Origin of the sequence: Roseovarius maritimus, assembly GCF_043355895.2 — a bacterium.
GTDB classification, from domain to species: domain Bacteria; phylum Pseudomonadota; class Alphaproteobacteria; order Rhodobacterales; family Rhodobacteraceae; genus Roseovarius; species Roseovarius maritimus.
This window is the reverse complement of sequence record NZ_JBHFPF020000008.1, coordinates 68029-88392: the sequence shown is the minus strand read 5'-3', so window position 1 is coordinate 88392 and position 20364 is coordinate 68029. Positions and strand designations below refer to the sequence as shown.

The following is a 20364-nucleotide window of genomic DNA, read 5'->3' as shown; positions in this document are numbered from 1 at the left end:
GGCTTGCCCCCTTGTGTATCGCCATATATAGAGTTCGTCGGAATTCTATCAACCTTTTGTCAGGATTTTGACACAATGCCCAAGATCAACGGAAACGAGATCCGCCCCGGTAACGTGCTGGAGCATAACGGCGGCCTCTGGTCGGCCGTGAAAGTCGATCACGTCAAGCCGGGCAAGGGTGGCGCCTTTGCCCAGGTCGAAATGCGCAACCTGCGCAATGGATCGAAACTGAACGAGCGGTTCCGCTCGGCGGACAAGGTCGAGCGCGTGCGGCTGGAGCAGAAGGATCAGCAGTTCCTCTATGAAGTGGACGGGATGCTGGTCTTCATGGACAGCGAAACTTACGAGCAGATCGAACTGCCCGCTGAAATCCTGGGCGAGCGCCGCCCGTTCCTGCAGGACGGCATGACCGTGCATATCGAGTATCACGAGTCCGAGGCGCTGAACGCGACGCTGCCGCAGAAAGTGACCTGCACCGTGGTCGAGACGGAGCCGGTGGTGAAGGGTCAGACGGCGGCCAATAGCTTCAAGCCGGCAGTTCTGGACAACGGCGTCAAGGTGATGGTGCCCCCGTTCGTGGGGCAGGACGAGGCAATCATCGTCAACACCGAGACGATGGAATATGCCGAGCGCGCCTGAGGCGGGCGGGTATTTCCAGTATTTGAAGAACGATGAAAGCGCCGCAGTGACCCTTGGGGGCTGCGGCGCTTTTGCATTCAGCGCCAGAGCGTCGCGCGCGAGGCCAACAGACCCTGCAGCTTTGACAGAAGGCGATTGGCCGGGCCGGGGTGCGGGACGCTGCCAGTGGCCAGGCGGTCCAGTGCCACTTCGGGTGGGCAGGGCAGTCCGGTCTTGGGGTCGAAATAGCGCGGATAGTCGATGAGCGCGGCATGGACCAGGCCAGCCAGGCCGGGCCGCGCGCGCCTGCGCGCGGGGATGGTGCCAAGATCGGTCGTCAGACCCCAGCCTGCGTAGAACGGTGCGCCCGTGGTGGTGACCGCCGCGCCGCGCATCAACGCCTCGAACCCCAGAAGCGACGTCATGGTCCAGACCTCGTTTACGGCACCCATGAGGGCGGCGGGATCGCTGTGAGGCAGGACCAGATCGGCCAGCTTCAGCGCCTCTTCGGGCGGGATGGCGCCCGCGCGCAGCCCTGCCTCGACATCGGGGTGGGGTTTGTAGAGCAGGATGGCGTCCGGATTTGCCGCGCGCGCCGCGGCGAGCAGGGCAAGATTGGTGCAGATATGTCCGGCGCCGGTGCGGATCGACGCATCATCCTCGACTTGGCCGGGAACTAGGATGCGGTGCCCTTTGGGCAGACCGGGCAAGGTGCCGCCCAGATTGTACTTGGTCACGCCAAGCGCCGTGATGCGGGCCATCAGCGCCTCGGCGCGGTGGGTCTGATCGGGGCGCATTTGGGCGCGGCGCGCGATCCAGTCCTCAAGATCACTGGGGCGGGTCGGATCGTAATAGATGCCGCGCGCGTCCAGGACGAGGCTGAGGGGCGGCACCAGTTCCGCGCCCAGCCCGCGCGAGCGCAGGAACCCGTCCTCAACCCGGACGGCATCCGGCGGTGCAAGCTCGGCCTTGCCGGCCCAGACCATATCGCGGGCTTTGCCGCCCGCGCCGTGGAAACTGACCGGTGCGTGCCGGCCAAACACCGCCCGGAGGGGCGCGCGTTTCCACAGCCGCATACCGTAGGCGCGCCAGCCATGCCGGTCCTCGCGCCACTCGCGCGCTGCGGCCTCGAGTGTGGCGATAGCCTGCTCGATCTCGCAGAGCGTATCGGTGGAGGGATCATACCATTTGGGATAGAGGATCATCGCGGCGGCAAAGATCTGAGCGCGGCTGAGGGTGCGCCCCCGGCGGGGCAGGGCCAGGGGGCTGCGATCATCGGTCAGGCCCCAGCCCGCATAGAAGGGACGCCCGAAAACGCGGGGGCGATGCCCGGCAAAGATCGCCTCGAAGCCCAGCTGGCTGGAGACGGTGTAGACGGCGATGGCCCCTTCCAGCAGCGACCAGGGACTGACCGGGGAGTCCAGCAGGTTGACATTCGGTCCGGTATCGTCTGGCCCGAAATAGCCGGGACGGTGGCCCTTGGCGGTTTCGGGATGGGTCTTTATGATGATGCGCGCGCCGGGATTGTCCTCCTGCGCGTAATACAGCATCTCGCGGAACGTGTTGGCATCGGCTCCGCCGACCCGCACGGCAGCATCGCCCACCGTCTGGTCGATGACCAGCACATAGCCCGGATCGGGGCAGGGCAGCGCGGGGTCATGCGCGTTGTATTTGCTCAGATGCGCCTCTTGCAGGCGCGCAATGGCAGCGCGGGCGCGGTCCATCAGGGCCGTGTCGTCCAGCGGATGCGCGGCCAGCAGCACTTCCAGGTCCGAGGGCTGCGACGGGTCGAAATGCGCGCCGCGCGTGTCGATCAGGAGGCCCAGGGGCGCTCCGCCGCTGCGGCCGGAATGGACCGAGCGGAGCCACGCATCCTCAATCCGTATGAGGCGTGCTCCTGTCCGCTTCGCCACAGCCTCACCACGCCTTGCATAAGGGCTGTGCCCCCAGACGGCGACGTGGTCCCCGGCGCGCGGCCAGCCGACGCGCATGTCATAGCCTGCCAGCGCCATGATGCTCCGCAGCCGGGGCTGGCGCAGGAAGCCGCCGTTGAAATAGAAAACCCGCCGGGGCCTCTCGGCCCCGGCGGGATCATTCCCGCAGCTTTGGCGCATTAGCTGCCGCCGCCGAGGACCGAAGAGGCCGAATCCACCGTGTCGATGACACCGAGGCCGCCGGTGATCGCGCTGATGACCCTGCTCCACTGAGCGAACGGCGCTTCGGTCACATAAAGCGTATCCTGATCGCGAACCGAGAAATCGCGGGCCATGAACATGCCGTTGGGCTTGGTCAGGTCCAGCACATAGACCATCCGCTGCTCGCCCACGAGGTCGTTGCGGCCCAGCACCTGATTGGCGATCTCGGCGGGCTCATTGCGCAGGATAAAAACCCCGGTAGGATCCGCCGCCGATGCCTGAAGACCGCCAACCGTGGCGATCGCCTCGATCGCGCTCAGCGTTTGCGTCTCGAAGGTCACGCGCGATTGCGCGCCGGTGGCGCCAAGCGCGGTGAATGACCGTGTATCCTGTTCGACCAGGATACGATCGCCGCCGCGCAGGGCGATGTCGAATTCGGGATGCTTGTAGAGGTCCTGAAACCAGACCTTGCTACGCTGGCCGCCGCGAAGGACGGTGATCTGCGCGACCTCTGCGGGGATCACAATACCGCCGGCCGCCGAAAGCATGGCCGAAAGGGTACGCGTCGGCCGCTCGATCGGGTAGACGCCTTGCGCGCCGACCGAGCCGACCAGCGACACTGTTGCGCCGTCACCGGCAAGGCGGCGCACCTGCACCTGCGGGTCCGGCGTCTGCTCGTCCAGCTTGGAAGTGATGATGCGGCGGATCGCCTCGGGTGTGTTGCCCGCTGCGCGGATGCGGCCCGCATAGGGCACGAAGATGAAGCCGCTACCGTCCACCTGGACCTCTTCGAGGATGGTCTGGTTCGCGGCCTCACCCGCGAGCAGGCCGTCATCGACGTTTTCCCAGATCGTCAGGCCAAGCGTATCGCCAGGACGGATCGTGTCCGAGCCGAGTTGCCCTGCATTGCGGAACTGCTCGCTGAAGCCAAGGGCCGGTTGGAACGCGGTGGCGCGGGTCACGCGGTCATTGACCGAGACGACAAAGGCGTCGCCCGAGCGCTGCACCGAGCCGGAGTAAATCTGGCGTTTATTCGGGCCCACCTGGGGAAGAACGCCACAAGATGCCACGATCATCGAAAGGGCCACAGCGGCAATGGACCGCGCCCATCGGCTTGTCTGGATGTTCACTGCTCGGTCTCCTCGACCTATTTTCTGCCTCGATCGTCTTTTTTCGCCGTCTGCGCGGCGTAGATTGAGTGGACGGTAGACGAATTGGAAATAAAAATAAAGCGCTACGGCACTGCGCGCCTATGTCACCGCGCGCAACTGTTGCCTCGGCGCCGCGGTCCCGCTGTGCAGCGCATCATAGGGATCGTCATCGCTCAGCATCATGTCGACCGCCTGTCGCAAGAGTTGCCGCCGCCCCCGTGCTGAATAGAAACCGCCTGCAATCTGGCTGGTTTCCAGCAGGTATCGCCGGTAGTCATTATAGGCTTTGCGATCCGGTCGCTCGGCCCCGGCAAAGAAATCGGCCAGAGGTTTGGTTGAGACGAATTCGGGCTTGGCGTAGACGGCGGCACCGAAGGTCTTGAGCGGGATCCCGCGCCAAAGCACTTGCTGCGCTGCGGTGGAATTGACCGTCACGGCACTGCGCGCCTCGTCCAAGAGCTGCGCCAGCTTGCCGCCGCGCACATAATGGACGCGGTCTGCCACGCCGTGTGCGCGGGCAAGGCGGCGCAAATCGCGGCGCACGGGCACGCGCCCGTCCTCCAGCGGATGCGCCTTGACGACGAGGTGATGATGGCCCGGCGCCCCGCGTGCGAAACCCGTGATCACCGTTTCAAGGAAATCGGCCATTGTGCCGAAGGGCGAATGCATCTGGAAGCTGCTGTCATGTTCCAGCTGCAAGAGCGCGAGATGATAGGGAAATCCGCCATGCCGGATGCGCCAGGTCGCGACGCGCCGCTCAATCGCTTGAAAAGGCATCAGCAGCAGACGTCTCAGGTAGAGGCCGAACTCCTTGCGCACGCTCAGCGCGCGATGCGGCCTGAAATCGCGATAGCGTGAATTCATCAGCAGCACATAGAAATGATAGAGCGCACCGTAGAAGATGTGGTGGCGCATGTCGCCCCAGCTGGCCGGGGGCAGGGCGGTGTCCATGTCCGATTGCTCCAGATCCGCGCGCATCTGCTCGACGCTTAGCTCCATCAGGCGCGAATGGCCATTGGCGCCGCCGCGCTCATAGGTCACCCAGTAGGGACGCATATAGCCTTCTTCAAAGACATGGATGCGCAGCCCGCGCGCGCCCGCCTGCCGCACCGCCTCGGCGTGGATGGGCCGGGTGTCGCCATAAAGGACGATATCGGTTATCCCCTTGTCGGTCAGGATCCGGTCCAGTGTTTCGCCCCAGGCTTCGGGTGCGCCCCGATATGGCAGGTAGCTGGCCCGGTCGCGCCAGAATGCGCTGTCGCCCGCGTTGAAGCCGACGCGCCACACCTCTGCCCCCGCGCGGCGCAACATATGCCCCAGTCGCATAAAGAAGGGCCCGTGAGGCCCCTGCAGGAACAAAAAGACGTGGCGTGCGCCGGTGATATTGCTCATGAATCCGTCATACTCGAAAAAACTTACCGAAATCTCGTCTTTTGTCGCAGTCTACGCTGCAAACGGGACGAAAATAAGACAAATGCCCTGTGCCACCTTGCCGGATACGCGCCGGGCGGCTACGTCGGGCGCAGCAGGGACAGGGATGACAGCATATGTTCACCGGCATCATCACGGATCAAGGCACCATTCGCGCACTTGAGCAGCGCGGCGATCTGCGCGCCCGTATCGGCTGCGGCTATGACATGAGCACTGTCGCGCTTGGCGCCTCCATCGCCTGCGACGGTGTCTGCCTGACGGTGATCGAGACCGGGGATGACTGGTTCGACGTCGAAATCTCGGCCGAGACAGTGTCCAAGACGAACCTGTCCGACTGGGGCGAGGACCGCATCGTCAATCTCGAGCGCGCGCTCAAGGTCGGGGATGAACTGGGCGGTCACATCGTGTCTGGCCATGTCGACGGGATCGCACGCATCACGGCCATGCAGGACGAAGGCGACAGCACCCGCGTCATGCTCGCCGCGCCCGAAGAGTTGGCCCGCTTCATCGCGCCCAAGGGCTCGGTCGCGCTGAACGGCACATCGCTGACGGTGAACGAGGTGGATGGCTGCAATTTCGGCATCAATTTCATCCCGCACACCAAGGAAGTCACGACCTGGGGCCGCGCCGCCGTGGGCGATGCCGTGAACCTCGAGATCGACACGATGGCCCGCTACGTCGCCCGCCTGCGCAAATTCGACTAGGTGCGCGCCGCACGGGGCGCGCCCGTGTGCATCTTCTGGCTGGAAATATCCCCGCCGGAGGCTCCGCCGCCAGAAAGGCCCGCAGGGGCTGCCATGTCTGCGCCCACCATCTCCATACCCGGCGTCAATAGCGCCCTCAGCAATGCCAGCGGATGCGTCTTGAGGCTGAGGCGCGTGGTCACGTAATCCTCCACCATTTCCTCGCCCTGCGTCATGGCAGGCAGATGGGCGGCAGGCTCGTTCAGGATCTCCTCGCCCAGATCCCCGGCAAAGAGCGGCAGGGGCCGGTCCGCCGTCAGCGCCTTGGCCTGCCAGAGCGCCTCGCGCCGCGTCAGCCCCTCGCCGGCAAAGCAATCGGCCTCGGCCAGCCGCGTGATTACGCTTGGTGGCAACCCCGCGCGCCGCCAGACATCGCCGGGCGCGGCATAGCCGTTGCCACGCGCTGCGCTCAGCCATGTGGCGTTTTCCTCATCAATGCCCTTGATCTGGCGATAGCCAAGACGCAGCGCCAGCCCGCCCATCCCATCCGGCTCGACCGTGTTGTCCCAGAAGCTGGAATTGATGCAGACGGGCCGCACCACCACCCCATGCTCGCGCGCGTCGCGCACGATCTGGGCGGGGGCGTAGAAGCCCATCGGCTGCGCGTTCAGCAGCGAGCAGGCAAAGATCGCCGGGTGATGGCATTTGATCCAGGCCGAGGCGTAGACCAGCAGCGCGAAGCTGGCCGCGTGGCTTTCGGGAAAACCGTAGCTGCCAAAGCCTTCGATCTGGGCAAAACATCGCTGCGCGAAATCATCCTCGTAGCCATTCGTCTTCATGCCGTGCAAAAATAGCGTGCGAAACTCGCTGATATTGCCCAGCTTCTTGAAGGTGGCCAGCGCCCGGCGCAGCCGGTCGGCCTGATCGGGGGTAAAGCCAGCACCGACGATGGCGATCTGCATCGCCTGCTCCTGAAAGAGCGGCACGCCCAGCGTCTTGCCCAGCACCGCGCCCAATTCGTCCGAGGGAAAGGTCACCTTCTCCTCGCCGTTCCGGCGGCGGATATAGGGATGCACCATGTCGCCCTGAATGGGGCCGGGGCGGATGATGGCGACCTCGATCACCAGATCGTAGAAACAGCGCGGGCGCATGCGCGGCAGGAAATTCATCTGCGCGCGGCTTTCCACCTGAAAGACGCCGATACTGTCGGCGCGGCAGAGCATGTCATAGACGCGGCTGTCCTCGGGCGGCAGCGTCGCCAGATCGTATGTCTGCCCGTGATGCTGGGCAAGCAGGCCAAATGCCTTGCGGATGCAGGTCAGCATGCCCAGCGCCAGCACATCGACCTTGAGGATGCCCAGCGCCTCGATATCGTCCTTGTCCCAGCAGATCACCGTGCGCCCCTCCATCGAGGCATTCTCGACCGGCACCAATTCATCGAGGCGGCCCTCGGTCACGACAAAGCCGCCGACATGCTGGCTCAGATGCCTCGGGAAGCCTTCGATCTCATGCACCAGCGCCATGGTCTGCTTGAGGCGCGCATCATCGGGGTCGAGGCCGATCTCCTGCATTCTCTCGCGTTCCACCGCCCCGGTCGAGAAGAACCCCCACAGCTGCGAGGAGAGCGCGCCGATCGTGTCCTGAGACAGTCCCATCGCGCGGCCCACCTCGCGGATCGCGCGCTTGCCGCGATAATGGATCACGGTGGCGCAGAGGCCCGCGCGGTGGCGGCCATAGCGCTCGTAGATATGCTGGATCACTTCCTCGCGGCGCTCATGCTCGAAATCGACATCGATATCGGGCGGCTCGTCTCTCGCCTCGGAAACGAAGCGTTCAAAGACCATCGTGCCGATCTCGGGGCTGACCGAGGTCACGCCAAGGCAGTAGCAGACCACCGAATTGGCCGCCGAGCCGCGCCCCTGGCAAAGGATGCCGCGCGAACGGGCAAAGGCGACGATATCGCGCACGGTCAGGAAATAGGGCTCGTATTTCAGCTTGGCGATCAAGGCGAGTTCATGCTCCAAGAGGCCGCGCACCCGCTTGCTGGCCCCATACGGATAGCGCCATTTCAGCCCCTCCTCGGCCAGCCGGCGCAGGCGGGCGGTAGGCGTCTCGCCCTCCGCGATCTCGCTGGGATATTCATAGCGCAGGCTGCTGAGGCAGAAGGTCAGCGATGTGGCCAGCGCGCCGGCGCGCTCCACCGCGCCTTCATGGCCCTTGAAGAGGCGGCGCATCTCCGCCTCGCTGCGTAGGCGGCATTCACCGTTGGCCAGCGCGGCGCGGCCCAGGTCATCGACGCGGCAATTCGTGCGCACCGCCGTCAATACGTCGGCCAGACGACGGCGGCGCCCGTGATGCATGCGCGGCTGGGCGCTGGCGATGGTTTTTAGGCCAAGCGCCTCTGCCAGCCGCGCCTGTGCGTCAAAGCGCGGGGCATCGCGCCCGTCATAGCGCGGCGCCATCATGAGAAAGCTATGTTTTCCCAAGGCTCGCACGATTCGGCGCGCGTGCCTGCGCCATGCTGTGTGATCCGCCTCGGGCGCATGAAGCAGCAGCGTCAGCCCCTCGGCGCCCTCAATCAGATCGTCCAGACGCAGATCGCATTCGCCCTTGGGCGCACGCCGGCGCCCTGTGGTCAACAGGCGGCAAAGGCTGGCCCAGCCGGTGCGGTTTTGCGGCAGGGCGGTCAGGGTCAGTCCGTCCTCCAGCACCAGCCGGGCGGCGGGGATCAGGCGCGGCACATTGGCCCAATCGGGCGCGCGCGGCTGCGGTGCGGGCGGGCCGATGGGGCCGTCTCGCGCCTCGAGCGCGCGCCGCTCGGCCACGTGGCGGGCAATCTCGCGTGCCGCCGAATAGGCGCGCACGATGCCGGCGACGGTGTTCTCATCCGCGATGGCAAGGGCGGGCAGGCCCAGCAGGGCAGCGCGCTGCATATACTCCTCGGGGTGCGAGGCCCCGGTGAGAAAAGTGAAGTTGCTGAGGGCCGAAAGCTCGGCGAAGGGGATGTGATCTCGCATGGCGAGTCACGTTATATTCACTTTTTGTTCTTATGCCGAGTCCCCATGAGAGGGGTTTTCATCATGGGGTTACTGGGGCTGCTCGGCCTCGCAGTCGCCGCCGGTAAAGCAGCGATGCGCCTTGTCCAGCATTTGGGGCGCGGGGTTGAAGAACGCGTCACCGCCGCAGGGATCGACGGTAAGGGTGAAACTCTCGTCATCCTGCCGGATGAAGGCCAGAACATCGCCGTCCGCAGGCGGCTGTGCGCACCACGGGCCAAAGCATTTGGCGATCAGGGTCACGGGCCCCTCGAACCGGCGGTTGAAGCCGACCCGCCCCAGCGCCTCGCCGGATATCCGCGCGGGGATCCTCGTCTCGGGCGGGGTGGCCTGCTGATTGGCCATGTCGACCTCGGGCAGGAGGGACGCGTCGAACTCCAGAGTGCCGTGCAGCGCGAAGTATGTCTCGGGGGCGGCATCGATCCGCTGAAACGTCGTAGCAAGATCATGGGGCAGGCAGGATAGGGCTGCGGCCGGGCCGGCAAGGGCGAGGCCCACCACTGTGAGAAGAGAGGTGGCGCGGATCACAGGATATCCCCGAATTCATCGAGGACCGCAGCATAGGCGGCCCGTTTGAAAGGCACGATGTGACCGGCCAGATCGGCGGCTGGCAACCAGCGCCACTCGGAGAATTCCGGGTGATCTGTAGCGATGTCGATCTGGTCGTCCCGGCCATGAAAGCGCATGAGAAACCATTTCTGTTCCTGCCCGCGATACCGGCCCTTCCAGATATGCGGCACCAGATCATGGGGTAGGTCATAGCGCACCATGGTAGCGGTTTCGGCCTCGATCCGGACCAGATCGGGCGTCACGCCGGTTTCCTCGACCAACTCGCGCAGGGCCGCAACCCTGGCATCCTCGCCGGGATCGATCCCGCCTTGCGGCATCTGCCAAGCAGGCGCGTCATTGTCGATGCGCTGCCCGACAAAGACCTCGCCCCTTGCATTGGCCAGCATCACGCCGACGCAGGGGCGATATGGCAGGGCGGCGATCTGATCGGGGGTCATGGGCGCGCTCCTGTGCAGAAGGGCAGATGATCGGATGCGCCCGGCGGCTCCGTGAGGGCCGCCGGGTCAGCGCGATTATTTGGCGCCGTTAAGCGTGGTCAGGCCCTTGAGAATATCAACGGCATAGGCCAGTTGGTAATCCTCTTCGCGCAGCTTGGCGCTTTCCTCGGCCCGCTCGCGCGTCTCCTCGATATGCTTGATCTCGTCCTCGGTGAGGCTGTCATTGTCGAGGCTACCGCGCAGATCCGCCTCGGACCGCAGCAGCGGCGGCGCGCCATTCTCGGCCTCGTCCTCGCTCTCGGGAGTGCGGCGCGGCTGGGCGACCAGAATATCAGGCGAAACGCCCAACGCCTGAATCGAGCGACCCGAGGGCGTGTAATAGCGCGAGGTGGTCAGGCGCATCGCGCCATCACCGCGCAGGGGCATGACCGTCTGGACCGACCCCTTGCCAAAACTCTTGGTGCCCACCACAACGGCACGGTTGTGATCCTGCAGCGCGCCCGCAACGATTTCGGACGCCGAGGCCGAGCCGCCATTGATCAGCACGACGATGGGCTTGCCTTGGGCCAGATCGCCGGGGGTGGCGTTGAACCGCTCGCCATCCTGCGGGTCGCGGCCACGAGTGCTGACGATTTCGCCTTTCTCGAGGAATGCGTCCGATACCTTGATCGCCTGGTTCAGCAGGCCGCCGGGATTGTTCCGCAGGTCGATGACGATGCCGTTGATTTTGTCGATGCCGCCCGCCTTCTCGATCTCTTCGGCAAGGCCGTCTTCGAGGTTTTGATAGGTCTGGTCGCTAAAGCTGGATACGCGCAGCACCACAGCCTTCTGCTCGGTCCGGGCGCGCACGGCGGTAACCTTGATCGTGTCGCGGATGATGGACAGGTCGAACGGCTCGGCCTCGCCCTCACGCACGACAGTGATGACGATCTCACTCCCCACCGGGCCGCGCATCATGTCCACCGCCTCGTCGAGGCTGAGGCCCAGAACGCTCTCGCCATCGACATGGGTGATGTAATCGCCCGACTCGACGCCTGCATTGGCGGCGGGTGTGCCGTCGATCGGCGAGACGACCTTGACGAAGCCCTCTTCCTGCGTGACCTCGATTCCGAGGCCGCCGAACTCGCCCCGCGTCTGCACCTGCATGTCCTCGGCATCCTCGGGGGGCAGATAGCTGCTATGCGGGTCGAGCGAGGTGAGCATGCCGTTGATGGCCGCCTCAATCAGATCGCCCTCATCGACCTCTTCGACATATTGCGCGCGGATCCGCTCGAAAATGTCGCCAAACAGGTCCAGCTGCTCATAGACATTGGTGTTGCGCGCGGACTCTTGGGCCATCAACGGGGCCGCGACCTGGGTGGTCACGATCACACCGGCGAGGGTGCCGGCACCAGCGGCCATCAGGAATTTCTTCATAGATCACTCATCCTTGTCTGTCTTGAACCACAGCGCGGGATCCACGGCGGTGTCATCTTGCCTGACCTCAATATAGAGGGTTTGCGTCCACTCGGTAGCTGCGTCAAGCAGCTCGGCGGGCACGATTTCGTCATCGGCCGCGACGCCCGGGGCGCCGAGACCGCCCATCAGGCCGACGGGGCTGCCGCCCGGCAGAACCTGGCCCGTCTCGCCATAGACCACGTCCATTCCGGCAAAGACCAGCAAAATTCCCGATTGCGGCTCCAGAATGGCAACATTTCCGTAGTCCAGCAAGGGGCCGCGATAGCGCAGCGTCGCGGCGGCGGGTGTGGTGACCAGCGCGCGGGGCGGGGCGGCCATCACAATGCCGGGGCGGGTGATGCCCGCCGCGTCCGCTTCGCCCGCGCGCCGCAGAATGCGGCCCTCGACAGGCAGGGGCAGCTGGCCCTTGCGGTCCGTGATGCCCGGCAGGCTGCCTGGCGCCTCGTCCATGGCGATCTGGCTGAGCCCGCTGGCAAAGCCATTCAGCGACTCGGCCGAGGCGATCAGCAGCGCGGTCTTGACTGGATCCTCGGTAAAGCGGCGGGGCAGGTCCTGCCGGTCGGCAATCGCCTGGCTCAGCTGCGTGCGCGCCTCCTGCGCCGTGGCAAGGCCAGTCTCCAGCTTGTCGGCCGCGCTTTGCTGCAGCGCGCGGAGCGCAGCCAGCTCTTCAAGATCGGCGCGCAGCACGGCGGCGCGCGCGTTCAGTGCGGGCGTCACATCGGCCAGAAGCATGCCGGAGCGTGCCGTGCCAACCGGCCCCGATGGGTGCAGCAGGGTCACAGGCGCGGGCGTTGCGTTGATTGAGCCGAGAACGCCCAGAAGCTGCGCGATCTCATCCTCGCGCGAGGCCAGATCACGCTCCAGCGTCTGGGTGCGGATGGCGGCCTGCCGCATGCCGACGCGCATGGCGCGCAGACCCGCCTCGAAGGCGCGCACGGTCTTGGTGAGGGCCTTGACCCGGCTGGCGGCGCCGTCAGCGTCGTCCAGCGCGCGGGTCGCTTCGGCCAGCATTTCGGAGGCCGCACGCGCCTCGTCCCCCGGAGAAGGGGCGCCGCTTTGCCCAAGACCCGCGAGGGGCGCAAGCGCAAGCGCGGCAGCAAGCGCCCAGCGCCTCATTCGGGGACCATCTCGGGCGCGGGGACGATCAGGGATTGCCCCGTCATCTCAGGCGGGGGGGCGAGGCCCATCAGTGCCAGAAGAGTCGGGGCCAGATCGCTGAGCCGCCCGTTTCGTAGCGCCGCGCCCTCTGGGCCACCGACCAGGATGACGGGGACCGGATTGGTGGTGTGCGAGGTATGCGGCGCGCCGGTCGCCGGATCGATCATCGTCTCGCAATTGCCGTGATCGGCGGTGACGATCATCGCGCCGCCCGCCTTTTCCAGCGCCGCCATCACACGGCCCAGCCCGGCATCCACGGCCTCGCAGGCGGCCATGGCGGCCGGCAGATCGCCGGTATGGCCGACCATGTCGGGATTGGCGTAATTGGCGATGATCAGGTCATACCCGTCTTCGATTGCGCGGGTCAGGTGATCGGTCACCTCGGGGGCCGACATTTCGGGCTGCAGATCGTAGGTGGCGACGCGCGGCGAGGGGGCCATGTAGCGCTCCTCGCCCGGCTCGGGCGCCTCGCGTCCCCCGTTCAGGAAGAAGGTGACATGGGGGTATTTCTCGGTCTCCGCGATGTGGAACTGTCGCAGACCCTGCTTGGCCACCCAGATACTCAGCGTGTTCTCCGGCGTCTCGTCGGGAAAGATGCAGTCCATGTAGGTCTTGTGGCGGGCGGAATAGTCGGTAAAGCCGCTGACGATGGCGAATTTCGGCCGCGGTCCGGTTTCGAACCTGTCGAACTCGGGATCGGCGAAGGCGGCGAGGATCTCGCGCGCGCGGTCGGCGCGGAAGTTGAGACACATCAGCCCGTCGCCGTCGCACATGCCCGCGTAATCGCCCAGAACGCGCGGCTTGATGAACTCGTCGGTTCGGCCCTTGCCATAGGCGTTGTCGATGGCCTCGGCGGCGGTTTCGGCCTCGTAGCCTTCACCCTTGGCGATGGCGTCATAGGCCAGCGACACGCGCTCCCACCGGTTGTCGCGGTCCATGGCATAATAGCGCCCCGAGACTGTGGCAATGCGTGCGCCGGGCGGCAGGGCCTCCTGCAGCGCGTCCAGATAGGATTTGGCCGAGATCTGCGCGACGTCGCGCCCGTCGGTAAAGGCGTGGATCGCCACTGGAATGCCCTCATCGGCCAGCGCCTTGGCGGCGGCGATCATGTGGCTGATATGGGAATGGACGCCCCCATCGGAGAGCACGCCCATCAGATGCGCCGTACCGCCCGAGGCGCGCATCGCTTCGACAAAACGGCGCACTGCGGGCAAGGCCGCGAAGGTGCCTGTCTCGACCGCGCGGTCGATGCGGCGCAGATCCATCTCGATCACGCGGCCCGCGCCGATATTGAGGTGGCCCACCTCGGAATTGCCCATCTGCCCCTCGGGCAGACCCACATCAAGGCCATGGGTGATCAACTGCGCATGGGGGCAGCTTGCCATCGCGGCATCGAAATTGGGCGTCTGCGCCAGGGCGGGGGCATTGCCGACCTGGGTACCCGACAGACCCCAGCCGTCGAGGATGCACAGAACCACAGGTTTGGGGATCGTCATGTCATGCTCCGGGAATGCGCCGCTTGATGGGGTTCTATCCAAGATGGCGGCGGGTTGGAACAGTGCTGCACGCGGTGTTGGCGCTAAACCTGCGTTTCCGCGCGTCTTTGGCGCGAATAATTGGTGCTTCGCGGGATGAAAGAGGCAGCATCTAGGCCCGGTGGTAGGGCCCGCCCGCAAGGATTGTCGTGGCGCGGTAAATCTGCTCGGCCAGCATCACACGGGCCAGCATATGGGGCCAGACCATAGCGCCGAACGAAAGGCTGAAATCCGCCGTTGCGCGAAGGGCAGGGTCAATCCCGTCGGCGCCGCCGATGATAAAGGCCAGATCGCCGCGCCCCGCATCGCGCCAATCGGCCAGTTTGCGCGCGAATTTGGGCGAAGTGGCGATCTGCCCCCGCTCATCCAACGCGACGCGCACGGTGCCTTGGGGGAGGGCGCGCTCCAGCAGGGCGGCCTCGGCGGCGGGGCCGCCGCCTTTCTTGTCCTCCACCTCATGCAGGGTTGTGGGGCCAAGGCCCAAGGCGCGGCCGGTGCGATCGGCGCGAGTGATGTAGTCGTCAAAAAGATCGCGCTCGGGGCCGGCACGCATGCGGCCCACCGCGCAGATATGCAGACGCATCAGCCGGGGCTGGTGGGCGAAGCCACTTCGGACGAGGGCCCGCCGGCGGGCACCCACATCTTCTCAAGCTGGTAGAACTCGCGCACTTCGGGGCGAAAGACATGAACGATCACATCGCCCGTGTCGATCAGCACCCAGTCGCCTGTTTCGCGGCCTTCGACCCGGCTGGCGCGGCCCAGATCATGCTTGAGCTTGTCGACCAGCTTCTCGGCGATGGCACTGACCTGGCGGGACGAGCGGCCCGAACAGATGACCATGTAATCGCCAATCGCGGACTTGCCGCGCAGGTCGATCTGCACGACATCTTCGGCCTTGTCGGCCTCCAGCGAGGCGAGAATGTGCTGAAGCTGCTCTTGGCTGGTCGCAGTGTCCGATCGTGCGGGCTGCGTCCCTGCGGTTGTTGTAGTCGCGGCATTGGCCGCTTGGGCGGAAATGGACAGAACGTCGTCCTCCTGGCTGCGCACCTGATCCTGCCCCGGTGCCGGGCCTATCCTAAAAATAGCCATCCGGAGGCGAAGTTTCAACAAAGCATGCGGGGCCAACCGGATTGAGCGCAAATTTATGCTCTGCGCGCCTGGTATGCGCCGTCAGTCCAGCGCGGCTAGGCTTGGATTGTCAGCGCCTTCGCCTGGTTGCTTCAGCATCCGCACCTCGCGCTGCGGGAAGGGAATCGAGATGTCGTTGTCCTTGAACGCGTCCCAGAGGGCCAGATAGACGTTGCCGCGGATATTGGTCAGCCCCTCGGTGGGGTCGCGGATCCAGAAGCGCAGGATATAGTCGACGCTGCTGTCGCCAAAGCCGACGATGTGGCAAACGGGCGACTTCATGCTAAGGACGCGGGGCACAGAGGCGGCGGCGGCGATGGCGATCTTGCGCACTTGGTGCGGATCATCGCCATAGGCGGTGCCGAAATAGATATCGAGCCGCACGAATTCGTTGGAATGCGACCAGTTGACCACCTGGCTGGTGATCAGGTCCTCGTTCGGAATGAGGTATTCCTTGCCGTCGCGCGTGACCACGCTGACATAGCGCGCACCCAGCGAATTGATCCAGCCAAAGGTCTCGCCGAGGCTGATGACATCGCCCGGCTTGATCGACTTGTCGAGCAGGATGATGATGCCCGAGACGAGGTTCGAGACCACCTTTTGCAGGCCAAAGCCGAGGCCGACACCGATCGCGCCCGAAAGGAAGGCAAGGCCGGTGAGATCGAAGCCAACGGTGCGCAGCCCGATAAAGAACGCGGCCCCGTAGAGCAGCACCTGCAGGAACTTGACCGCCAGCACCTGCATCGAGGGCGAGATCTCTTCATTGCGGGCGATACGGGCCGAGGTCGTGCGCGAGACGAAGCGCGCCACGAAAAACAATGCGCCAAGGATGACAATCGCCTGCGCTACGATCCAGGCCGAGATGCGTGTCTCGCCCAGATTGACGGCCAGGCTCTCCATCAGCCGCTGCGCCTCGTCCGTCAGGCCAAGGATGATCAAAGTGGCCCAGATCCAGCCGACGTAGCGGACGATACCGCGCAGAAATCCGTTCACGATCAGGCGTGTGACAAAGGCGATGATCAGCCAGGCAAGGCCCAGACTGGCCGCGATGCCGATCAGGTAGGACCGGCTGGGCCAGGTCACCTCCTTCATGATGCTGTAGGTCAGCCCGGCCAATATGACGAAAAAGATCAGACGTAGCCGCCTGTGCGTCATCACCAGCAGGCGCATCTGCCATTTTGGCCAGCCCTCGCGCGTGCGCATCCAGCCGTGCAGGCGAGGCCCCAGAACGGCACGGAGGATATGCGCGGCCACTATCAAACCGAAGATGATACCGATCTGATAGGCGTTCCACGGTCGCAGTAGCGCGATCAGGAATGTGTTCACCTGCGACCAGAGGCTCAGCGCGATGTCCTGCGCCTGCTCGACAGGGGGAAGGGTGGGGTCCGTGGCCATGACGCACAGATTTGCATGCGCCGGATCACCGGGCAAGCGCACTCTATGACGCCATCCGATTTTCCGCTTCATGATACTGTTTACATCGAAGGGCGCGCCCGGCCATGATGGCGGGTATGACCACCGCCCTGATCACGCATCCCGATTGCCGCGACCATGTAACGCCCGACGGCCACCCTGAACGCGTGGCGCGGCTTGAGGCCGTTCTGCGCGCGCTGGAGGGAAAGGCACTGATGCAGCTCGAGGCGCCCCTGGCCACGGATACCCAGCTGCGGCTCGTGCATCCGCAGAGCCATATCGACGCGCTCGAGGCGCTGATCCCGGCCCGGGGCCTCGTTCCGATCGATGGCGATACATGGGTCTCGCCGGGCTCGATGCGCGCGGCGCGGCGCGGTGTGGGCGGAGCGATCCGCGCGGTCGACATGGTGATCGAGGGCACGGCCCGAAACGCCTTTGTCGCCACGCGTCCCCCCGGACATCATGCCGAAGCGGAGCAAGCAATGGGTTTTTGCTTCTTCGGCAATGTCGCGGCGGCGGCGCGCCACGCGATTGACCACCACGGGCTGGGCCGCGTCGCCATCGTCGATTTCGACGTGCATCACGGCAATGGCACGCAGGCGCTGGTTCAGGATGATCCGCGCATCCTTTACCTTTCGTCGCACGAAATGCCGCTCTTCCCCGGCACCGGTTATCCGTCCGAAACGGGCACGGACGGCAACGTCGTCAACGTGCCGCTGCATGCCGGCGATGGCAGCGCGGCGTTCCGCGCGGCCATGTCCGACATCATCCTGTCGGCGGCCGATGCCTTTGCGCCCGAGCTGCTGATCGTTTCCGCCGGTTTTGACGCACATCGGGACGACCCGCTGGCGAGCATTCAGCTTGGCACCGACGATTTTGCCTGGATCACCGAAAAGCTTTGCGACCTTGCCGACAGGCATTGCGGTGGCCGTCAGATTTCCTGCCTTGAGGGCGGTTATGATCTGGAGTCTCTTGCAGCAAGCGCCGCGGCCCATGTCGATGTGCTGATCGCGCGCGGCTGAGTGCCCTGAACGGGCGCTCTTCGTTGGTTCTAAAATGCTCACATTCTCCTTTCCCACTGCTTGCTTCATCTTTCGCAGCATGTCACCAAAGGCCAAACTTCGCCGCGGAGGATCCTTATGCGCGCCGGTCTTTCGCTCTTGTGCCTTACCTATGTGCTCAGCCAATTCTACCGCGCTTTCCTCGCGGTGCTCGGCAGCGTGCTGGAGCGCGATGTGGGCGCGGGGCCGGATGATCTCGCGATCGCATCCGGCCTTTGGTTCCTTGCCTTTGCCGCCGCGCAACTGCCCGTCGGCTGGGCGCTGGACCGGCTGGGCCCGCGGCGCACGGTTTCGGCTGTGCTGCTGCTCGGCGGGGCTGGCGGGGCGCTGCTCTTCGCGGCGGCGGCCAGCGCCCTTCACATCAAGATTGCGATGACCTTGATCGGCGCAGGCTGCGCACCGGTGCTGGTTTCGGCCTATTACATCCTTGCGCGGCAAGGCAGCCCGGCCCAATTCGCCACCATGGCCGCGTTGCTGCTGGGCATCGGGTCGATCGGCAACCTTGGTGCATCCTGGCCCATGGCCTTCGCGGTTGAAACCGTTGGCTGGCGCGCCGCGATGGTCCTCTTGGCAGCGCTGACAGCTGGGGCCGCGGCGGCGCTGTTTTTGGTGGTTCGCGACCCCGAGGCGCCGCTGGGCGGTCAGCGCGGGTCTATTCTGGACCTGCTCAAGACGCGCGCGCTCTGGCCGATCATCCCGATGATGTTCGCGTGCTACGCCCCGGCGGCCGCGGTGCGCGGCCTCTGGATCGGGCCGTATCTGAGCGATGTTTTCGGCCTCACCACCTCGCAGCTGGGGCAGGCGTCGCTGGTGATGGGTATCGCGATGATCTGCGGCACGCTGGTCTATGGTCCGCTCGACCGTGTGTTCGGCACGCATAAATGGGTGATCCTGATCGGCAACGTCATGTGCGGCCTGTCGGCGCTGGCGCTGGCGGCGCTGGCCGGTCACAGCGCCGCGCTTGGCATCGCGCTTTGCGCGGCGATCGGCCTCTTTGGGGGCACTTTCCCGGTGATGATCGCCCATGCGCGCGGGTTTTTCCCGCCGCATCTGGCGGGGCGAGGCGTGACGCTGATGAACCTTTTCGGCATCGGGGGTGTCGGTGTCATGCAGCTGGTTTCGGGCGGCATCCATGCGCAGGTTACTGCTGCCTCAGGCGCGCTCATCTCCTATCAGGTGCTCTTCGCCTTCTTCGCCTCGGCGTCGCTGATCGGCGCCGCTGCCTACCTTTTCAGCCGCGACGCGCCAGCCTGACCCCTTTCCTATGGCGGCGATGCGGGCTATGAGGCGCCCAGCCAAATCGCATTTTCATCAGGAGTTATCACAGATGGGCTACAGGGTCGCCGTCGTAGGCGCCACGGGCAACGTGGGCCGCGAAATGCTGAACATCCTGGCCGAGCGCCAGTTTCCCGCCGACGAGGTCGTCGCGCTTGCCAGCCGAAAATCCATCGGCAGCGAGGTCAGCTATGGTGACAAGACGCTGAAGACAAAGGATCTTGATGCGTTCGATTTCACCGGCTGGGACATCGCGCTCTTCGCCATCGGCTCGGACGCCACCAAGATCTATGCCCCGAAGGCCGCCAAGGCCGGCTGCATCGTGATCGACAACTCGTCGCTCTATCGCTACGACGCCGACATCCCGCTGGTCGTTCCCGAAGTCAATCCCGAAGCGGTCGAGCAGGTGCACAAGCGCAACATCATCGCCAATCCCAACTGCTCGACCGCGCAGATGGTCGTGGCGCTCAAGCCGCTGCATGACCGCGCCCGGATCAAGCGCGTGGTCGTTTCGACTTACCAGTCGGTCAGCGGCGCCGGCAAGGAAGGCATCGACGAGCTCTGGGATCAGACCAAGTCGATTTACAACCCCACCGACGACAAGCCGGCCAAGAAATTTACCAAGCAGATCGCCTTCAACGTGATCCCGCATATCGACGTCTTCATGGACTCGGGCGACACCAAGGAAGAGTGGAAGATGGTCGCCGAGACGAAGAAAATCGTCGATCCTTCGATCAAGGTCACCGCGACCTGCGTGCGCGTTCCGGTTTTTGTCGGCCATTCCGAGGCGATCAACATCGAGTTCGAGGAATTTCTCGACGAGGACGAGGCGCGTGACATCCTGCGCGAGGCGCCCGGCATCATGGTGATCGACAAGCGCGAGAACGGCGGCTACGTCACTCCCGTCGAATGCGTCGGCGATTTTGCCACCTTCATCAGCCGCATCCGCCAGGACAGCACCATCGAGAACGGTCTGAACCTCTGGTGCGTCAGCGACAACCTGCGCAAGGGCGCGGCCCTCAACGCGGTCCAGATCGCCGAGACGCTGGGCCAGCGCGTGCTGAAAAAGGGCTGACAGGCCCAGCCCCTTCCCGGCGCATCGCAGCGCGCGGGGAGGGGGCAACCCCTGGCGTTCGCCGCATGTCAGGCCATCCCGCCTCCCGGCGCGTGATTGCTGGCAACACCAGTGCCATTAAGCAATAAATCCACATCATGCAGCTATTTGGCGCTGAACAGTTTAATATAGCGTAAATCC

The 20364-nt window shown here is 64.9% G+C and carries 17 protein-coding genes; 5 read left to right on the top strand and 12 right to left on the bottom strand.

Annotation, left to right across the window (positions count from 1 at the left end; translation table 11 throughout):
• Positions 1–75: 75 nt before the first annotated feature.
• The gene (gene efp, locus ACEWPM_RS14525) at positions 76–639 is read left to right on the top strand and encodes an elongation factor P (protein ID WP_393963017.1); all 564 of its coding nucleotides are present in this window, start codon (positions 76–78) and stop codon (positions 637–639) included.
• 77 nt (positions 640–716) lie between these two features.
• Here efp and ACEWPM_RS14520 read toward each other — a convergent pair whose 3' ends face one another.
• The 3 genes from ACEWPM_RS14520 to ACEWPM_RS14510 form a co-directional block, all read right to left on the bottom strand.
• Positions 717–2732, bottom strand: a complete 2016-nt coding sequence (locus ACEWPM_RS14520; protein WP_393963016.1) for a capsular polysaccharide biosynthesis protein — start codon at positions 2730–2732, stop codon at positions 717–719.
• On the bottom strand, positions 2732–3829 hold the full coding sequence (locus ACEWPM_RS14515) for a polysaccharide biosynthesis/export family protein (RefSeq protein WP_393963072.1): 1098 nt from the start codon (positions 3827–3829) through the stop codon (positions 2732–2734). Before ACEWPM_RS14515 ends, ACEWPM_RS14520 begins: the two co-directional genes overlap by 1 nt.
• Positions 3830–4003: 174 nt before the next feature.
• Positions 4004–5296: a capsule biosynthesis protein gene (locus tag ACEWPM_RS14510; RefSeq protein ID WP_393963015.1), complete on the bottom strand. Its 1293-nt coding sequence runs from the start codon at positions 5294–5296 to the stop codon at positions 4004–4006.
• 155 nt (positions 5297–5451) lie between these two features.
• Here ACEWPM_RS14510 and ACEWPM_RS14505 point away from each other — a divergent pair, with 155 nt between their 5' ends.
• Positions 5452–6039, top strand: coding sequence for a riboflavin synthase (locus ACEWPM_RS14505; protein ID WP_393963014.1), 588 nt, complete (start codon positions 5452–5454; stop codon positions 6037–6039).
• Here ACEWPM_RS14505 and ACEWPM_RS14500 read toward each other — a convergent pair.
• The 9 genes from ACEWPM_RS14500 to ACEWPM_RS14460 form a co-directional block, all read right to left on the bottom strand.
• The gene (locus tag ACEWPM_RS14500; protein WP_393963013.1) at positions 6036–9035 is read right to left on the bottom strand and encodes an error-prone DNA polymerase; all 3000 of its coding nucleotides are present in this window, start codon (positions 9033–9035) and stop codon (positions 6036–6038) included. The genes ACEWPM_RS14505 and ACEWPM_RS14500 overlap by 4 nt on opposite strands.
• 69 nt (positions 9036–9104) lie before the next feature.
• The gene (locus tag ACEWPM_RS14495) at positions 9105–9602 is read right to left on the bottom strand and encodes a hypothetical protein (RefSeq protein ID WP_393963012.1); all 498 of its coding nucleotides are present in this window, start codon (positions 9600–9602) and stop codon (positions 9105–9107) included.
• Positions 9599–10081 (bottom strand): RNA pyrophosphohydrolase, encoded by a 483-nt coding sequence (locus ACEWPM_RS14490; RefSeq protein ID WP_393963011.1) that lies wholly within the window; start codon positions 10079–10081, stop codon positions 9599–9601. The genes ACEWPM_RS14495 and ACEWPM_RS14490 overlap by 4 nt, the downstream gene beginning before the upstream one ends.
• A gap of 75 nt (positions 10082–10156) precedes the next feature.
• Positions 10157–11497: a S41 family peptidase gene (locus ACEWPM_RS14485; RefSeq protein WP_393963010.1), complete on the bottom strand. Its 1341-nt coding sequence runs from the start codon at positions 11495–11497 to the stop codon at positions 10157–10159.
• 3 nt (positions 11498–11500) lie between these two features.
• Entirely contained in the window at positions 11501–12655 is a 1155-nt protein-coding gene (locus ACEWPM_RS14480; RefSeq protein ID WP_393963009.1) for a murein hydrolase activator EnvC family protein, read from the bottom strand.
• Complete coding sequence (gpmI, locus tag ACEWPM_RS14475) at positions 12652–14193, bottom strand: 2,3-bisphosphoglycerate-independent phosphoglycerate mutase (RefSeq protein ID WP_393963008.1); 1542 nt, start codon at positions 14191–14193, stop codon at positions 12652–12654. Before gpmI ends, ACEWPM_RS14480 begins: the two co-directional genes overlap by 4 nt.
• Positions 14194–14344: 151 nt before the next feature.
• Positions 14345–14815, bottom strand: coding sequence for a 23S rRNA (pseudouridine(1915)-N(3))-methyltransferase RlmH (rlmH, locus tag ACEWPM_RS14470; RefSeq protein WP_393963007.1), 471 nt, complete (start codon positions 14813–14815; stop codon positions 14345–14347).
• A complete protein-coding gene (gene rsfS, locus ACEWPM_RS14465) occupies positions 14815–15279 on the bottom strand; it encodes a ribosome silencing factor (RefSeq protein ID WP_393963006.1) in 465 nt (154 codons plus the stop codon). Before rsfS ends, rlmH begins: the two co-directional genes overlap by 1 nt.
• Positions 15280–15402: 123 nt before the next feature.
• On the bottom strand, positions 15403–16755 hold the full coding sequence (locus ACEWPM_RS14460) for a mechanosensitive ion channel family protein (protein ID WP_393963005.1): 1353 nt from the start codon (positions 16753–16755) through the stop codon (positions 15403–15405).
• Between the two features lie 116 nt (positions 16756–16871).
• Here ACEWPM_RS14460 and ACEWPM_RS14455 point away from each other — a divergent pair, with 116 nt between their 5' ends.
• From ACEWPM_RS14455 to ACEWPM_RS14445, 3 genes are all read left to right on the top strand, one after another.
• Positions 16872–17795 carry a histone deacetylase family protein gene (locus ACEWPM_RS14455; protein WP_393963004.1) on the top strand — a complete coding sequence of 308 codons (924 nt, stop codon included), beginning with the start codon at positions 16872–16874 and terminating at the stop codon, positions 17793–17795.
• Between the two features lie 117 nt (positions 17796–17912).
• Positions 17913–19088: an MFS transporter gene (locus ACEWPM_RS14450; protein WP_393963003.1), complete on the top strand. Its 1176-nt coding sequence runs from the start codon at positions 17913–17915 to the stop codon at positions 19086–19088.
• Positions 19089–19161: 73 nt separating this feature from the next.
• Positions 19162–20184, top strand: coding sequence for an aspartate-semialdehyde dehydrogenase (locus tag ACEWPM_RS14445; protein ID WP_393963002.1), 1023 nt, complete (start codon positions 19162–19164; stop codon positions 20182–20184).
• Positions 20185–20364: the final 180 nt, after the last annotated feature.

What these genes read in the sequence shown, in the direction of transcription:
- efp (WP_393963017.1), top strand. Translation starts at nt 76, where the DNA reads ATGCCCAAGATCAACGGAAACGAGATCCGCCCCGGTAACGTGCTGGAG.
- ACEWPM_RS14520 (WP_393963016.1), bottom strand. Translation starts at nt 2,732, where the DNA reads ATGCGCCAAAGCTGCGGGAATGATCCCGCCGGGGCCGAGAGGCCCCGG.
- ACEWPM_RS14515 (WP_393963072.1), bottom strand. Translation starts at nt 3,829, where the DNA reads ATGATCGTGGCATCTTGTGGCGTTCTTCCCCAGGTGGGCCCGAATAAA.
- ACEWPM_RS14510 (WP_393963015.1), bottom strand. Translation starts at nt 5,296, where the DNA reads ATGAGCAATATCACCGGCGCACGCCACGTCTTTTTGTTCCTGCAGGGG.
- ACEWPM_RS14505 (WP_393963014.1), top strand. Translation starts at nt 5,452, where the DNA reads ATGTTCACCGGCATCATCACGGATCAAGGCACCATTCGCGCACTTGAG.
- ACEWPM_RS14500 (WP_393963013.1), bottom strand. Translation starts at nt 9,035, where the DNA reads ATGCGAGATCACATCCCCTTCGCCGAGCTTTCGGCCCTCAGCAACTTC.
- ACEWPM_RS14490 (WP_393963011.1), bottom strand. Translation starts at nt 10,081, where the DNA reads ATGACCCCCGATCAGATCGCCGCCCTGCCATATCGCCCCTGCGTCGGC.
- ACEWPM_RS14485 (WP_393963010.1), bottom strand. Translation starts at nt 11,497, where the DNA reads ATGAAGAAATTCCTGATGGCCGCTGGTGCCGGCACCCTCGCCGGTGTG.
- ACEWPM_RS14480 (WP_393963009.1), bottom strand. Translation starts at nt 12,655, where the DNA reads ATGAGGCGCTGGGCGCTTGCTGCCGCGCTTGCGCTTGCGCCCCTCGCG.
- gpmI (WP_393963008.1), bottom strand. Translation starts at nt 14,193, where the DNA reads ATGACGATCCCCAAACCTGTGGTTCTGTGCATCCTCGACGGCTGGGGT.
- rlmH (WP_393963007.1), bottom strand. Translation starts at nt 14,815, where the DNA reads ATGCGTCTGCATATCTGCGCGGTGGGCCGCATGCGTGCCGGCCCCGAG.
- ACEWPM_RS14460 (WP_393963005.1), bottom strand. Translation starts at nt 16,755, where the DNA reads ATGGCCACGGACCCCACCCTTCCCCCTGTCGAGCAGGCGCAGGACATC.
- ACEWPM_RS14455 (WP_393963004.1), top strand. Translation starts at nt 16,872, where the DNA reads ATGACCACCGCCCTGATCACGCATCCCGATTGCCGCGACCATGTAACG.
- ACEWPM_RS14450 (WP_393963003.1), top strand. Translation starts at nt 17,913, where the DNA reads ATGCGCGCCGGTCTTTCGCTCTTGTGCCTTACCTATGTGCTCAGCCAA.
- ACEWPM_RS14445 (WP_393963002.1), top strand. Translation starts at nt 19,162, where the DNA reads ATGGGCTACAGGGTCGCCGTCGTAGGCGCCACGGGCAACGTGGGCCGC.